Source organism: Sphingobium abikonense NBRC 16140 (assembly GCF_001598335.1).
GTDB lineage: Bacteria > Pseudomonadota > Alphaproteobacteria > Sphingomonadales > Sphingomonadaceae > Sphingobium > Sphingobium abikonense.
This window is the reverse complement of record NZ_BCYT01000003.1, coordinates 271,492-284,917: the sequence shown is the minus strand read 5'-3', so window position 1 is coordinate 284,917 and position 13,426 is coordinate 271,492. Positions and strand designations below refer to the sequence as shown.

The following is a 13,426-nucleotide window of genomic DNA, read 5'->3' as shown; positions in this document are numbered from 1 at the left end:
GCATATTGCCCTAAGCGGGGCGGCGATGAGCCGAATCCTGATCATCCTTGTGCTGGCGATGCTGCTATGGCCTGCGCCTCACCCCGGAAAGCCCGAAACGGTGCGCCCCGGGACGTTGCTGGTCAGCGTGCGCGCGTTGCCGCTGGACAGCACCGATCCGGCGCGGCGCAGGATCGGCGCGCTCACATATCTGGGCGGGTGGGAGTTGCAGAGCGCCAATCCCGGCTTTGGCGGCATATCCGCATTGCTGGCCGCAGCGCCCGGCGAAATGCTGGCATTGAGCGATTCGGGCATATTGATGGGATTTCATGTCGGCGACGGACCGCATCTGCGCCGACCGTTCATCGCCCCCCTGCCCGTTCGCCCGCAGGATCGGCACCGGCCATGGTGGGCGTGGGATTCAGAGTCGCTGACCCACGACCCCGCCACGGATCGCTACTGGGTAGGCTTTGAGCTGCAACAGTCCATCTGTCGCTATGGCCCCGGTTTCGCGCGGGTGGAAGCGTGCCGCACCTGGCCTCAGATCGCCGCCTGGCCCAAGACGGGATCAATCGAATCGCTTGCCCGGTTGCCCGATGGACGCTTTATCGCGATCGGCGAAATGGGCATGACGGCGGAAGGGCGGCACGAGGCGCTGCTCTTCCCCGGCGATCCGGCCGATGCCGCAACCGGCAATCCCGTCCCGCTGCGCTATACCCCGCCCCGGGGATACAGGCCGACCGATGCGGTGGCGCTGGATGCGCGCCACTTGCTGGTGCTCCACCGCCGCCTGACGTTGCAGGACTTGTTCACCGCGACGATCGCCATCGTCGACCTGCCACCGATCCTGTCGCCGGGCACGATCCTCAAAGGCCGCACGCTCGCCCGGCTGGCGCCGCCGCTGCTCGCCGACAATTTTGAAGGGATGACGGTGACGCGCGAAGGGGGGCGGCCGATCCTGTGGATTATATCCGACGACAATCACGAATTTTTCCAGCGCACCTTGCTGCTGAAATTCGCCTTGCCGATGATGTGACCATCGGCTCCGCGAAAGGACGCAAAAAAGCGGCCCGTTTCCAGGCCGCTCATCCACCGAAACGAATCGGACAGGATCAGGCCGCTGCGGCGGCCTTCTTCTTGACGATGTCACGCTTGAGGCGACGGGCCTTGAGCGAGAGCTTGTCGTCGCTGGTCTTGACCAGCCAGTTGTCGAGGCCGCCATTATGTTCGACCGAACGCAGGCCATGGGTCGACACGCGCAGCTTCACGGTCGTTTCCAGCGCTTCGGAGATCAGCGAGACGTTCTGCAGGTTGGGCAGGAACACACGCTTGGTCTTGTTATTGGCGTGGGACACGTTGTGACCCACCTGGCGGCCCTTGCCGGTCAGCTCGCAGATGCGCGACATAGTCTGTTCAACCTTTGAATTCGGGTTCGTTCGGAAAGCCGCGCCGATAACGGGATTCCCTGCGGCCGTCAACCCGGATGGGACGGCACGCAACCCTTTCCCCCAGCGCGGCGTTTGACCTGGGTTACAGCAAAGGAGGGCGGAATGCGACTCATTGGTGGATTGTTGGTCATTATCCTGCTGGTGCTGGCGGGTGGCATCGCGACCGGATTCATCGACCTGCAGCGCACGCAATCGGGCAGCCTGCCCGAAGTGTCGGTGCGTGGCGGATCGCTGCCCAAATATGAGGCCAATGTCGCCAAGGTCGAGGTCGGCACCCGCAACGAAACGGTCGAAGTGCCGACCGTGGATGTGCGCAAGCCCTGATATTCCGATCGCCGTTCAGATGCGCTAGGGGCGGATCATGGCCGCGCCCTTCCCCCTGCCCGCCCCGATGCGCCGTGCGCTGGAACTGGCGCTACGGGCGCAGGAGGCGGAGGAAGTGCCGATCGGCGCTGTGGTGACGCGGAACGGCGTCATCATTGGCGAGGGCGAGAATCGCAACCGGCGCGATCGCGACCCGACCGCCCATGCCGAAATCGTCGCGATGCGGGCGGCTGCGGCCCATCTTAACGATTTTCGGCTGACAGGCTGCGACCTGTGGGTGACGCTGGAACCATGCCCGATGTGCGCGGGCGCCATTTCCCACGCGCGCATCGCCCGGCTTTATTATGGGGCGGCGGACCCCAAGGGCGGCGCGATCGAACAGGGGCCGCGCCTTTTCACCCAACCCCAATGCCTGCACCGGCCCGAAGTCTATGGCGGGCTTGCGCAAGCGGACGCGTCAGCGTTGCTGCGCGATTTTTTCGCTGCCCGCCGGTGAATAGAGGATGCGGTACAGCTGATAGGGCAAGGTCATGTCGGTGTTGAGCCGCACCGGCACGAGCCAGTCGGGCCGCTGGCCGCGCATCAGGTCTGCGTAAAAGCCGCCGGGACTGCGTGACTGGTAGATGGTGCCTTCGGGGAAATTGGGACAGATCAGCAGATAGGTCGCGTGATGCCGGGCGGCGATGGCGCGAAAAGCGGCGGGCTTGCCATCGAAGGCGTGATGGATGTCGAGGATGGTCGCGCCGTTGCGGTGATAGGGGCCGGCCAGGGCGCTGTGATGCGTGGTCGCCAGGATGCGGGGGCCAAGGTCGACCATGGTGAAGATCGTCGCGGGCGGCAGCTGGTCCAGCACGGCCAGCGCCGGCAATGTGCGGCACCGGCCATTCGCTTTCTTGATCGCATCGGTTCGAGCAAGCGCGGAGGGGCGCCAGGCCTTTGGCTTTTGCCCGGTCATGTCCTGATAGATTTTCACCACCTGCGGGTAGAGCGGATAGGCGAAGGCGATGGCGGCGAGCAGAGCGACGCCGGCCGCGCCAGCGATGCGGGCCCGGCGCGATCCGGTCAGCACCGCCGCGACCAGCCGGTGCGCGGCCCAGGCGGCGGGCGGGATGGCGAGCAATTGTGCCGCCGGACCGGCGCGCAGCTGCCAGAACAGCAAGGCGGTCGAAAAGACCATCATCGCCCCCACGGTCGCCCAGGCCCAGAGCCGTTCGCCATCGCGCCGCGCATCCCACAGCGCCCAGAGCAGGCCGATGAGGCCGGCGGCGGGGATGGCGAGCAGCGGCACGACCAGACTTTGCGCCTGCGCGGTGATCGGCTTGGCCTCGCGAATATTGGCGAGCCACAGGCGCTGGAGTTCGGGTGAAATCTGATAGGGGCTGAGGCATTGCGGCCAGTTGAACCAGACGAAGAGGCCAAGCGCGCCGCCGACCAGTGCGCCGGCGGCAAGACGCATGGGCCAGCCCCGCAGCGGCGCGAGCGCCAGCAGCACCATCCCCGCCCCGGCCGCGCCGAACACCGCCACCCATATGGGCGAGAGGGCGTCGCAGACCATGGCGCGATTGGCATAGCTGGCAAAGAGCAGGTACAGGAGCGAGGTCGCGCCCGACAGGCTGAGCGCATAGGCGAGCATGCGGCTTTCCGCGCCGGGGCGGAATACCCAGCGCAAAGCGATGAGCGCCCCGCCCGCAGCCAGATAGACGATCATTTCCATGCCGATGGCGATGGAGAGCGCGCTGCTGACGCCGGCCATGATGCCGCCGCGCAGCCGGTTGGTGTCGATCACCCCGGCCAGCATGGTGAGCGCGAGCGCCAGTTGCCAGCCATGATGGTCGATGCGCATCGGCGCATACATGCCCAGCCCCATCTGCGCGGCGAAGGGCGCGACCACCGCGAGCAGCCAGCCATGCGGCCCGGCGAGCCGCCGGCCGATGAAGCCTAGCGACAGCATCAGAAGCAGCAGCGGCAACAAGGGCGCGATGCCGCAGGCCAGGCGATCGGCCATGCCCTGGTCGACAAAGGCCCGGAAGAACAGCATCAGCCCGGCAATGGGAAGATCGACGATGCGCGACCAATGGATATTCGCGCCGCCCGGCGGATCAAGCCGATATTGGCGCAGGTCGTACCAGCCCTGCCCCGCCAGCCAGTCCTTCACCTGGACATAGCGGATATTGTCGTCGGTATCGCCGAGCACGAGCCAGTAGATTGCCGGCCAGCGCGTCGCCACCATCGCGACGACGGCAACGATCCAGATGAGGAAGGTCAGCCATTTCCAGTGACGGCTGGACCAGCGCGCGAGATGACCCGCCAGGACCATCCATTTCGCGCGCATGTCGTGCCGGCTTTGCAAGTTCATGCCGGTCGATTAGACGACCCGCTTCAAAGCGCAACGGGGGCCATGATGATTTTCGCCGAACGGTTGAGCCCGCAGCAGCGCGCGCTGTTCTGGCAGATCGTCCGCTATGGCGTCACGGGCCTGTTCGTCACCGCTTGCCAGGCCGCGATCTACTGGTGCCTGGCGACGCTGGGCGGGTTGCATGTCCAGGTGGCCAACTTCATCGGCTATGGCGGGGCGGTGTGCGTGGGCTATGTCGCGCACAGCCTGTTCACCTTCCGCGATCAGGCGCGCAGCGACGGGCATGGCGCGCGCGGCGTGCGGTTCGTGGCGGCGTCGCTGGTCAGCTATGGCTTGAACGCACTTTGGGTGTGGCTGTGCGTCACGCATATGGGCTGGCCCGAATGGTCACCCATTCCCGCGATGTTGTTCGTGACGCCGGCCATCATGTTCATGCTCAACCGGCAATGGGTGTTCCGCTAAAGCGCGTTGCCATAGGCCAGCAGCGCATCCGATCGGGCGAGCACGACCAGCGGCAGGCTGGCCGCTGCGGCGCGGTCGACAGCAAGGGTGGTCGGCGCGGAGATGGTGACGAGCAGCGGACAGTCGGCCAGCACCGCCTTTTCCACCAGTTCATAGGAGCAGCGCGAGGAGAGCAGCGCAAAGCCCCCGTCCCAGCCATGGCCTGCGCGAGCCATAGCGCCGATCAGCTTGTCAAAGGCATTGTGGCGGCCGACATCCTCCCGCGCCAGGCGGATGCGCCCCTGCGGATCGACCAGGGCTGCGCAATGCGCCGCGCCGGTCGCGGCGTTCAACGGCTGATGATCGCGCAGGGCACCAAGCGCGCGGAAGATGGCGGCATGATCCGCGCTGGACTTGGCCGTGATGGTTGGCAGCGGTCGCAAGGCCTGTTCCAATGTTTCGACGCCGCACAGGCCGCAAGCCGAATCGGATGTGCGGTGGCGCACGCGCCGGAGCAGATCGTCGGTGCGGTGCGGCGGCAAGGTCGCGCGCGCGATGACGCCCGCGCCGGTTGCATGAACATCTACGTCGAGCAGCGCATCGCCGCGCGACACCAGCCTTTCGGCCAGGCTGAACCCCTGGACCAGATCGTCCATATCGTCGGGCGTCGCCATCAGCACCGCATAGCCCGCGCCATTATATTCGATCGCGACGGGCACTTCCCGCGCCAGCGGCCGGTCGACCGGCCTGGTCGCACCATCCGGGGTCAGGCGCAGAAAAGGCTGGGAGTCCGGAGCGGGATCGGGTGGTATTGTCATTGTGGGCGACCCTAGGCCCCACCCGCCGGGCTGGCAATGTCACGGCTGGCGGCGCGCGCCTGTCCCGCCTATGACGATAGCGGACCTTGAGGAGACGCCATGGCGACGCGGATAGTGCTGGGGGCGGTTCTGGCTGGCGGGCGGTCCAGCCGGTTCGGCAGTGACAAGGCGCTGGCGATGCTGAACGGGCGCACCTTGCTGGATCATGCCATTGCGGCGATCAGCCCCCATGTTGGCTTGGTGGTGGTGTGCGGGCGCGCGGGCGGGCTGGCGGACCGGCCGCAGCCCGATCTGGGGCCTTTGGGGGGCCTCAACGCCGCGCTGCATCATGCGATCGATCATGGCTTTGCCGGAGTGCTGACCACGGGATGCGACATGCCGGTCTATCCTGCGCAATTGCCCGCTTTGCTGATCGGCGCGCAAGCGGCGGTGGTGGAGGGCCAGCCGCTGCTGGGATGGTGGCCCGCTACGCTCGCGCCGATGCTGGACGCTTATCTGGCTGGTGAGAACAGTCGGTCGATTCGCGGTTGGCTGGAGGCGGCGGGCGGGCGCGTGGTGACGCTGGAGGGCATCGCGCTGCCCAATATCAACCGGCCGCAGGATCTGGCGGCGCTGCAAAAGACGCAATAGCCCCTTCCCCCCGGCACGCGATTCGCTCTAGGCAGGCGGCATGATCCGCGTCGCCAGCCTGTTCGCCCTTGCCCTGCTCACCGCCTGCCAGAGCGGGAAGGTTGACGAGGAACAGGACGCGAGCAACGTCTCTGCCGCCCGGACCCCTGCCCTGCTGCCCGTGGTGATCCAAACGACCGGCGGCAGCGCGCATCGGTTCGATGTCGAGGTCGCACGCACGCCGCAGGAGCAGGATAAGGGGCTGATGTTCCGCAAGGAGATTGCGGCGGACGGGGGCATGCTGTTCCCGATGGACCCGCCGCGCACCGCGAGCTTCTGGATGAAGGATACGCTGGTGCCGCTCGACATGCTGTTCATCCATACCGACGGGACGATCGCGTTCGTGAAGGCGCAGGCGCAACCCTATGCGCGCGAGCCGATTTCGGCCGGGGTGCCGGTGGCGGCGGTGCTGGAACTGCGCGGCGGGCGCGCGGCGGAACTGGGCATCGGCGAAGGCGACAGGGTGAGTTGGGGCGGCTGCGCGGTGCCGACGGACACGCTGACGACCGACCTCAATTTCTGCCCGGCCCCGGCGCGCTGACGCCATATCCGTCTTGCCCGCGTCCCTCGCAACGGCTAAGCGCTTGGGCCATGGGTATCCTGGCAAACATCTTCACCTGGTGGAATGGCGCCACCTTTGGCACCTGGCTCTTTACCAAGCGCAAGGGCACGAAGGTCGGCGAGGATCATCAGGGCAATGTCTATTTCGAAGGCGGCAAGGACCCCAATGGGCTGACCCGCCGCTGGGTGATCTATAGCGGCGCGAATGACGCGAGCCGCGTGCCGGCCGAATGGCATGGCTGGTTGCATCATTCGATCGAAGGGGCGCCCGAAAGCTTCCTGCCGCCGCCGCGCATCTGGGAAAAGGAATCCACCCCCAACGCGACCGGCACGCCCCAGGCCTATCGCCCGTCGGGCGCGCTGGAAAAGGGCGGCCTGCGCCAGAAGGCGACCGGCGATTATGAGGCGTGGAGCCCCGACGCGGCATGAGCGGACGCCCGGCGGGGTCGTTCCCGCCGATCCTTCCATGCATGATCGTGCTGCCCTGCGCCCTGACGTTGGCGGCATGCGGCGACAATGACGCCCTGCCGCCGGCCAATCGGTCCGGGCCGGTCAAGGTGGAGAGCGCGCCGATCCGTCCCGCCGACAATGGCGTCATGCCCGGCACGCCGATGGTCGAGCGATCCGCCGTGCTGGGCCTGCTGAACAAGCGCAACGGCCTGACCCGCGATCTGACGTTGAAGCCGGGCGAGGCGGTGCGCGTGGGCGATGCGATCGTGCGGTTGCAGGCGTGCGAGACGACTGCGCCCTGGGAAAATATCCAGGAAACCGGTGCGTTCGTGCAGCTGGACGTGCGCAGCAGCGCCGACAATAAGTGGCGGCGCGCCTTTTCCGGCTGGCTGTTCCGCGACCGCCCCGACCGCAATGTGGTGCAGCACCCGATCTATGACGTCTGGGTCAGAAGCTGCGCGATGGAATGGCCCGAAAGCGGCCCCGACACGGTCAAGCTGGGCGCCAAGGGCGAGCCGGTGTCGGCGCGTCCGGCCAGCGGGGCGAACGCCAGTTCCGCCGCCGCGCCCGACCCGGCGGCCAGCACGTCCGACTCCGCGCCCAGCGCCACCGAACCTACGGCCGCGCCCAGCAACTGAAGATAGTCGCGCTGCCGGATTTCCACCGCACCCATCGTGCGCAGATGATCGGTCATGAACTGGCAGTCGAGCACGGTGAAGCCGGCAAAGCGCATCCGCGCCACCAGCCAGGCCAGCGCGACCTTTGACGCGTCGGTGCGGCGCGACACCATGGATTCGCCGAAGAAGGCGGTGCCCAGCGCCACCCCATATAGGCCGCCGACCAGTTCCTCTCCGTCCCACACCTCGATCGAATGGGCGAAGCGTCGGGCGTGCAGGTCGACATAGGCCCGCTCGATCGCATGGTTGATCCAGGTCGACGGACGATCGGGCGCGGCCTGCGCACACAGCGCCAATATATCGCCGAAAGCGCGGTTGGCGGTGACGCGGAAGCGATCGCGGCGCAGCACCCGGGCCAGCGAATGCGACAGGTGGAACTGACCCAGGGGCAGGATCGCGCGATATTTGGGTTCGACCCAATAGACATCGCGCGCGTCGCGATCATCCGACATGGGGAAGACGCCGATGGAATAGGCCTGCAACAGGATCAGCGGGTCGATCAGCATGGGGGGCTAAGGGTAGCAGAGGAAGCGCAGGCAGGGCCAGCGCGTTCATGAGCGCATGTTATAGGATTGCCACCAACGGCAACCGGCGGCGGGAAGTGATTGACTTGCGTTCTGCCCCGCCTAGCCTGCGCGTCCCATGAAGATGCTTTCCCTGGCGCTGGTGCCCCTGCTGTTCGCCTCCCCTGCCCTCCATGCCGCCGATGATCCCGCCACGGGTCCCTATGCCGTGCGCATCGCAAAGGTGCTGAAAGCGACGCCGCTGATCGACGGCCATAATGACTGGCCCGAGGCGCTGGCGGAAAAGGCGAAGGACGCCCGCTGGACCATGGATTTGAGGCGGCTGGACCCGGCCACCTATCACACCGATGTCGAACGGCTGCGCGCCGGCGGCGTGGGCGGGCAATTCTGGTCCGTCTGGGTATCGGCCGACCTGCCGCCGGTTCAGCAGGTCAAGGATACGCTGGACGCCATCGGCATGGTGCACAGTCTCGCCGCCCGCTATCCCCAGGATTTCCGGCTGGTGCGCACGGCCGCCGAAATGCGCGCAGCGCACAAGGCCGGGCGGATCGGGTCGCTGATGGGCGTGGAGGGCGGCGGCCAGATCGACGGCAGCCTGGCGGTGCTGCGCGCCTATCATCAGCTGGGCGCGGCCTATCTGACGCTGACCCACAGCCGCACGATCGGCTGGGCCGACAGCGCGACCGACAATCCGCAGCATGACGGCCTGACCCCCTTTGGCGAGGCGGTGGTGCATGAACTCAACCGGCTGGGCATGCTGGTGGACCTCAGCCATGTCAGCGAGGCGACGATGCTGGACGCGCTGCGCGTGACGAAGGCGCCGGTGATCTTTTCCCACAGCAATGCGCGGGCATTGTGCGACACGCCGCGCAATGTGTCGGATGCGGTGCTGAAGCAGGTGGCGGCCAATGGCGGCGTCGTCATGGTGAATTTCGCCGCGCAATATGTGTCGGAGGCGCGCCGGGTCTGGGGCGCGGATCGCAGCGCGGAGATCGCGCGCAACAATGCGCCGCCCTTTGGCGGGCTGTATATCGGCGATCCCGAAGGCGCGGCCAGGGCGCTGGCGGCATGGGAGGCGGCGCATCCCAAGCCCCAGGCGACCATCAGTCAGGTCGCCGACCATGTCGAGCATATCGTCAAGGTGGCGGGGATCGACCATGTTGGGATCGGCAGCGACTTTGACGGCGTCGGCGACCTGCCCGAAGGGTTGGGCGGGGTGCAGACCTATCCCGCGCTGCTGGCAGAACTGATGCGGCGCGGCTGGAGCGACGCGGACATCGCCAAGCTGGCGGGCGAGAATATATTGCGCGTCATGGCGGCCGCGGAAAAGACGGCAGCGGCGATGAAGGACGAACCCGAAGGCAGCGCGATGCCGCCGGCCGATCCTGCCTGATCTTTGGTCAGTAACGCGCCGTTGGTAACGGCCTTCGGCCGGCTCAAAAGTCTCAGCAGTTGGTCAGAGGAACGCCCCGCCCTTCATGACGCGGCGGGCGCGGCCCTGCACCGGCAGCTTGTCGAACGGCGTGTTGCCCGCCGACGCCGCCATGCGCGATGAATCGACGATCCATGGCGCGTCGGGATCGACCAGGATGAGGTCGGCGGCGCTGCCCGGCGTGAAGCTGCCCGCGTCAACGCCCAGGATTTTCGCGGGGTTGGCGCAGAGCAGGGTCATCAGCCGGTTGATCGACACATGGCCTTCGCGCACCAGATTGAGCGAGAGCGCCAGCAAGGTTTCCGCGCCCGCCATGCCTGGCGCTGCGTCGGCGAAGGGCAGGCGCTTGTCCTCCGGCCCGCGCGGATCATGGCCTGATGTAATGACATCGACCGTGCCGTCGGCGACGGCGGCGATGCTGGCGAGGCGATCGGCTTCATGGCGCAGCGGCGGCGACAGGCGCGCGAAGGTGCGAAAATCGGTCGCCGCCTGATCGTTGAGGAACAGATAGGCGGGCGTGATGCCGCAGGTGACGCGCAGCCCTTCCGCCTTTGCCGCGCGGATGAGGTCGAAGCCGGCGCGGGTGGTGACGAGGCGGAAGTGGATGGCGGCGCCGGTTTCGCGCACCAGCATCAGATCGCGCGCGATCGCCATGGCCTCGGCGCAGGCCGGCGCGTGCGGCAGGCCGAGGCGTGTCGCGGTTTCGCCGCTGGTGGCGACGGCGCGGGCGGTAAGGCCGCCATCTTCGGCATGGGCGATGAGCGTCAGGCCAAGGCCATGGGCGTAGGTCAGCACGCGCAGCATCACGCCGGAATCGGCGATCCACTGGCGGCCCGTCCCGACCGCCTTCGCGCCCGCCGCCTGCATGAGGCCCATTTCCGCCATTTCGGTGCCCATCAGGCCGCGCGTCGCGGCGGCGATGGGATGGACCCAGAAATCGGGCTTGCCCGCCCGCGTTGCCTGACGGATGAGGCCCACATCATCGAGCGGCGCGCGCTGATCGGGCATCAGCGCAGCGCGGGTGATGCCGCCGAAATGGAAGGCGGGCTTGTCGGTCGCAAAGACGCCGAGGTCGATCAGGCCCGGTGCGACGACCAGGCCGCGCGCGTCGATCCGCTCCGCATCGGCCGGCACATCGACCTGGCCGGTCGCGACAATCCGGTCGCCCTTGATCAGGACGACGCCGTCATGCAGCGCGTCGGCGGCAGGATCGGCGAGCTTGCCATTGACGATGGCGCGCAGGGTCATGCCCATCCCTTCTTTGATGGTCGGGATGTTCAAGCCCATCCCTCCACACCACGCGCGCTGCGGGTCAGCACGTCGAGGCAGGCCATGCGGACAGCGACACCCATGGCGACCTGTTCGGTGATGGCCGACCGTTGCGGGTGATCGGCAACGCTACTGGTGATTTCCACGCCCCGGTTCATCGGGCCGGGGTGCATGACCAGCGCATCGGGCTTGGCGATCGCCAGCCGTTCGGGCGTCAGGCCATAAAGCGCATGATATTCGCGGGCCGAAGGAATGAAGGCACCGTCCATCCGTTCATTCTGAAGCCGCAGCATCATCACCACGTCCGCGCCATCCAGCCCTTCGTCCATGCGGCTATAGGGGGTGGCGCCCAGCATCTCCACCTCCGGCGGCAGCAATGTGGGCGGCGCGATGGCGCGGACCTGCGCCCCCAGCGCCGCCAAGCAGAGCATGTTGGAGCGGGCGACGCGGCTGTGCAGCACATCGCCGCAGATCGCGACCACGAGGCCTTCAAACCCGCCCTTGCGCCGGCGGATGGTGAGCGCGTCCAGCAGGGCCTGGGTGGGATGCTGGTGCCAGCCGTCCCCGGCATTGAGAACGGGACAATCGACCTTGTCCGCGATCAGGGCGACCGCGCCCGAACTGGCATGGCGGATGACGATGACGTCGGCGGCCATGGCGTTGAGCGTCATTGCCGTGTCGATCAGCGTTTCGCCCTTCTTCACGCTGGAGGTCGCGGCGTGCATGTTGACGACATCCGCGCCCAGCCGCTTGCCCGCGATTTCGAACGACAGCAGGGTGCGGGTGCTGTTTTCGAAAAAGGCGTTGATCTGCGTCATGCCGGCCAGCCGGTCGTCATGTTTGCGCGCCTGGCCCTTGTTCGCCTGCGCCCAATATTCCGCTTCGTCCAGCAGGAAGCGGATTTCCCAGGGTTTGAGGTCCGCGATCGACAGAAGATGCCGATGCGGGAACAGCGCGCGACCGGTAAGGTCGGACGAGACGGACGCGGCGGGCATGGGAGGCATGAGCGCCCCTTTAGGCGAGCGCCGGGATCAGGGCAAGAGAGGCAGCCCGACCTACGACCGCTGCGCCATTGGCAACGCTGTCCGGGGCGGGCATAGTGTGCCGCAGGGGAGCAGGACAGGACGATATATGACGCGGACCAAAGGATTTTTTGCCGCCATGCTGGGCTTGGCGATGGTGATGCCAGCCCATGCGGGCGCCGCTGCTCCGGTAGCGACGACCGAATATGGCAAGGTGCAGGGCAGTGTCGCGGACGGTGTCGAAAGCTGGAAGGGCATCCCCTTTGCCGCGCCGCCGGTCGATGCGCTGCGCTGGCAGCCGCCCAAGCCCGCCGCGCGCTGGAGCGGGGTGCGCGAAACGACGGCCTATCGCAATGACTGCATGCAGGAACCCTTCCCCAGCGATGCGGCGCCGCTCGGCACCACGCCGTCGGAAGATTGCCTGTACCTCAATATCTGGAAGCCGGCCGACGCCAAGGGAAAGCTGCCGGTCATGGTGTGGATCTATGGCGGCGGTTTCGTGAATGGCGGATCGTCGCCGCCCACCTATAGCGGTGCGCCCATCGCCAGCCAAGGCGTGATGGTGGTGAGCTTCAACTACAGGCTGGGGCGCTTTGGCACGTTCCGCCACCCGGCGCTGGGCAAGGATCAGGGCGTCAATTACGGCCTGCTGGACCAGATCGCGGCGCTCAAATGGGTACAGCGGAACATCGCGGGCTTTGGCGGCGACCCGGATCAGGTAACGATCGTTGGCGAAAGTGCGGGCGGCCGGTCAGTCCATGCGCTGATGACGACGCCGCTGGCCAAGGGGCTGTTCGACCGGGCCGTCATCATGTCCGGCGGGAATGGCAAGCCGGGCGCACTATCGACACCTGCCGATGCGGAATGGCTGGCGGTGGCGTTCGGGGAAAGCCAGGGGATTGCGCCCGATGCGCCGGACGCCGCGGCCAGGCTGCGCGCCCTGCCCGCCCGCGCGGTGGTGGGCGACCTCAACCTGGCGAAGATGGAGAATTTCTTCAGTCCGGTGACCGACGGCCGCAGCGCGGTCGATGTCATCGCCGCGCATGAAAGCGGCCAAGCGCCAGCAATCCCGGTCATGATCGGTGCGACGAGCGCGGACATTGGCGGGCCGGACGGGCCGATGGTCGCCGGCGCGCGCGACCTGGCGGCGCTGTTCGCCGGGCGCGGCATGCCAACCTACGCCTACCGCTTTTCCTATGTGGCGACATCGGTGGGCGGCACCAACGCCTATCACGCGACCGACATCCCGTTTTTCTTCGATACGCAGGCCATCAAATATGGCGCGGCCACCACGCCGCGCGACAATCGCATGGGCGGCATCATGAGCGGCTATCTGGCCAATTTCGTGAAGAGCGGCGATCCCAATGGCGCGGGCCTGCCGCAATGGCCGCGCTATAGCGCCGATGGTGGCGAGCAGATGGACTTTGCCACCAGCGGCGAGGCTGTCGTCGAATAG

General features: G+C 67.0%; 15 protein-coding genes and 1 pseudogene. 10 read left to right on the top strand and 6 right to left on the bottom strand.

Annotated features, from left to right (window positions below):
- Positions 1 to 25: 25 nt before the first annotated feature.
- On the top strand, positions 26 to 1,015 hold the full coding sequence (locus tag SAB01S_RS05255) for an esterase-like activity of phytase family protein (protein WP_062732033.1): 990 nt from the start codon (positions 26 to 28) through the stop codon (positions 1,013 to 1,015).
- Positions 1,016 to 1,091: 76 nt separating this feature from the next.
- Here the strand turns inward: SAB01S_RS05255 and rpmB are convergent, their stop codons facing one another.
- Positions 1,092 to 1,385 (bottom strand): 50S ribosomal protein L28, encoded by a 294-nt coding sequence (gene rpmB, locus SAB01S_RS05250; RefSeq protein ID WP_009822595.1) that lies wholly within the window; start codon positions 1,383 to 1,385, stop codon positions 1,092 to 1,094.
- Positions 1,386 to 1,529: 144 nt separating this feature from the next.
- Between rpmB and SAB01S_RS05245 the strand changes: the two genes are divergently transcribed.
- Together SAB01S_RS05245 and SAB01S_RS05240 are read left to right on the top strand one after the other, a co-directional pair.
- Positions 1,530 to 1,751 carry a hypothetical protein gene (locus SAB01S_RS05245; protein ID WP_009822596.1) on the top strand — a complete coding sequence of 74 codons (222 nt, stop codon included), beginning with the start codon at positions 1,530 to 1,532 and terminating at the stop codon, positions 1,749 to 1,751.
- A 37-nt stretch (positions 1,752 to 1,788) separates the two neighbouring features.
- Positions 1,789 to 2,247: a nucleoside deaminase gene (locus SAB01S_RS05240; RefSeq protein ID WP_062732032.1), complete on the top strand. Its 459-nt coding sequence runs from the start codon at positions 1,789 to 1,791 to the stop codon at positions 2,245 to 2,247.
- Here SAB01S_RS05240 and SAB01S_RS05235 read toward each other — a convergent pair.
- Entirely contained in the window at positions 2,209 to 4,107 is a 1,899-nt protein-coding gene (locus SAB01S_RS05235; RefSeq protein ID WP_062732031.1) for a Na+/H+ antiporter NhaC family protein, read from the bottom strand. The two genes, SAB01S_RS05240 and SAB01S_RS05235, sit on opposite strands and share 39 nt — an antisense overlap.
- A gap of 45 nt (positions 4,108 to 4,152) precedes the next feature.
- Here SAB01S_RS05235 and SAB01S_RS05230 point away from each other — a divergent pair, with 45 nt between their 5' ends.
- The gene (locus SAB01S_RS05230; protein ID WP_062732122.1) at positions 4,153 to 4,569 is read left to right on the top strand and encodes a GtrA family protein; all 417 of its coding nucleotides are present in this window, start codon (positions 4,153 to 4,155) and stop codon (positions 4,567 to 4,569) included.
- Here SAB01S_RS05230 and fdhD read toward each other — a convergent pair.
- Positions 4,566 to 5,366: a formate dehydrogenase accessory sulfurtransferase FdhD gene (gene fdhD / locus SAB01S_RS05225; RefSeq protein ID WP_062732030.1), complete on the bottom strand. Its 801-nt coding sequence runs from the start codon at positions 5,364 to 5,366 to the stop codon at positions 4,566 to 4,568. The two genes, SAB01S_RS05230 and fdhD, sit on opposite strands and share 4 nt — an antisense overlap.
- 99 nt (positions 5,367 to 5,465) lie before the next feature.
- On the opposite strand from fdhD, the gene mobA reads away from it, so the two are divergent.
- The 4 genes and pseudogenes from mobA to SAB01S_RS19015 form a co-directional block, all read left to right on the top strand.
- Positions 5,466 to 5,996, top strand: coding sequence for a molybdenum cofactor guanylyltransferase (gene mobA, locus SAB01S_RS05220; RefSeq protein WP_062732029.1), 531 nt, complete (start codon positions 5,466 to 5,468; stop codon positions 5,994 to 5,996).
- 40 nt (positions 5,997 to 6,036) lie between these two features.
- Positions 6,037 to 6,576: a DUF192 domain-containing protein gene (locus SAB01S_RS05215; protein ID WP_062732028.1), complete on the top strand. Its 540-nt coding sequence runs from the start codon at positions 6,037 to 6,039 to the stop codon at positions 6,574 to 6,576.
- Positions 6,577 to 6,626: 50 nt separating this feature from the next.
- Positions 6,627 to 7,025, top strand: a complete 399-nt coding sequence (locus SAB01S_RS05210) for an NADH:ubiquinone oxidoreductase subunit NDUFA12 (RefSeq protein ID WP_021227133.1) — start codon at positions 6,627 to 6,629, stop codon at positions 7,023 to 7,025.
- Positions 7,022 to 7,444, top strand: a pseudogene (locus SAB01S_RS19015) (DUF2155 domain-containing protein); the annotation flags it as partial. The gene SAB01S_RS05210 and the pseudogene SAB01S_RS19015, both read left to right, overlap by 4 nt.
- A 35-nt stretch (positions 7,445 to 7,479) precedes the next feature.
- Here SAB01S_RS19015 and aat read toward each other — a convergent pair.
- The gene (aat, locus tag SAB01S_RS05205; protein ID WP_062732027.1) at positions 7,480 to 8,229 is read right to left on the bottom strand and encodes a leucyl/phenylalanyl-tRNA--protein transferase; all 750 of its coding nucleotides are present in this window, start codon (positions 8,227 to 8,229) and stop codon (positions 7,480 to 7,482) included.
- A 136-nt stretch (positions 8,230 to 8,365) separates the two neighbouring features.
- On the opposite strand from aat, the gene SAB01S_RS05200 reads away from it, so the two are divergent.
- On the top strand, positions 8,366 to 9,640 hold the full coding sequence (locus tag SAB01S_RS05200; RefSeq protein WP_062732026.1) for a dipeptidase: 1,275 nt from the start codon (positions 8,366 to 8,368) through the stop codon (positions 9,638 to 9,640).
- Positions 9,641 to 9,703: 63 nt separating this feature from the next.
- Here SAB01S_RS05200 and SAB01S_RS05195 read toward each other — a convergent pair whose 3' ends face one another.
- Together SAB01S_RS05195 and SAB01S_RS05190 are read right to left on the bottom strand one after the other, a co-directional pair.
- Positions 9,704 to 10,927, bottom strand: coding sequence for a dihydroorotase (locus SAB01S_RS05195; protein WP_062732121.1), 1,224 nt, complete (start codon positions 10,925 to 10,927; stop codon positions 9,704 to 9,706).
- Between the two features lie 29 nt (positions 10,928 to 10,956).
- Positions 10,957 to 11,952: an aspartate carbamoyltransferase catalytic subunit gene (locus SAB01S_RS05190; RefSeq protein ID WP_062732025.1), complete on the bottom strand. Its 996-nt coding sequence runs from the start codon at positions 11,950 to 11,952 to the stop codon at positions 10,957 to 10,959.
- A 127-nt stretch (positions 11,953 to 12,079) separates the two neighbouring features.
- Here SAB01S_RS05190 and SAB01S_RS05185 point away from each other — a divergent pair, with 127 nt between their 5' ends.
- Complete coding sequence (locus SAB01S_RS05185) at positions 12,080 to 13,426, top strand: carboxylesterase/lipase family protein (protein ID WP_062732024.1); 1,347 nt, start codon at positions 12,080 to 12,082, stop codon at positions 13,424 to 13,426.

What these genes read in the sequence shown, in the direction of transcription:
- SAB01S_RS05255 (WP_062732033.1), top strand. Translation starts at nt 26, where the DNA reads ATGAGCCGAATCCTGATCATCCTTGTGCTGGCGATGCTGCTATGGCCT.
- rpmB (WP_009822595.1), bottom strand. Translation starts at nt 1,385, where the DNA reads ATGTCGCGCATCTGCGAGCTGACCGGCAAGGGCCGCCAGGTGGGTCAC.
- SAB01S_RS05245 (WP_009822596.1), top strand. Translation starts at nt 1,530, where the DNA reads ATGCGACTCATTGGTGGATTGTTGGTCATTATCCTGCTGGTGCTGGCG.
- SAB01S_RS05240 (WP_062732032.1), top strand. Translation starts at nt 1,789, where the DNA reads ATGGCCGCGCCCTTCCCCCTGCCCGCCCCGATGCGCCGTGCGCTGGAA.
- SAB01S_RS05235 (WP_062732031.1), bottom strand. Translation starts at nt 4,107, where the DNA reads ATGAACTTGCAAAGCCGGCACGACATGCGCGCGAAATGGATGGTCCTG.
- SAB01S_RS05230 (WP_062732122.1), top strand. Translation starts at nt 4,153, where the DNA reads ATGATTTTCGCCGAACGGTTGAGCCCGCAGCAGCGCGCGCTGTTCTGG.
- fdhD (WP_062732030.1), bottom strand. Translation starts at nt 5,366, where the DNA reads ATGACAATACCACCCGATCCCGCTCCGGACTCCCAGCCTTTTCTGCGC.
- mobA (WP_062732029.1), top strand. Translation starts at nt 5,466, where the DNA reads ATGGCGACGCGGATAGTGCTGGGGGCGGTTCTGGCTGGCGGGCGGTCC.
- SAB01S_RS05215 (WP_062732028.1), top strand. Translation starts at nt 6,037, where the DNA reads ATGATCCGCGTCGCCAGCCTGTTCGCCCTTGCCCTGCTCACCGCCTGC.
- SAB01S_RS05210 (WP_021227133.1), top strand. Translation starts at nt 6,627, where the DNA reads ATGGGTATCCTGGCAAACATCTTCACCTGGTGGAATGGCGCCACCTTT.
- aat (WP_062732027.1), bottom strand. Translation starts at nt 8,229, where the DNA reads ATGCTGATCGACCCGCTGATCCTGTTGCAGGCCTATTCCATCGGCGTC.
- SAB01S_RS05200 (WP_062732026.1), top strand. Translation starts at nt 8,366, where the DNA reads ATGAAGATGCTTTCCCTGGCGCTGGTGCCCCTGCTGTTCGCCTCCCCT.
- SAB01S_RS05195 (WP_062732121.1), bottom strand. Translation starts at nt 10,927, where the DNA reads ATGACCCTGCGCGCCATCGTCAATGGCAAGCTCGCCGATCCTGCCGCC.
- SAB01S_RS05190 (WP_062732025.1), bottom strand. Translation starts at nt 11,952, where the DNA reads ATGCCTCCCATGCCCGCCGCGTCCGTCTCGTCCGACCTTACCGGTCGC.
- SAB01S_RS05185 (WP_062732024.1), top strand. Translation starts at nt 12,080, where the DNA reads ATGACGCGGACCAAAGGATTTTTTGCCGCCATGCTGGGCTTGGCGATG.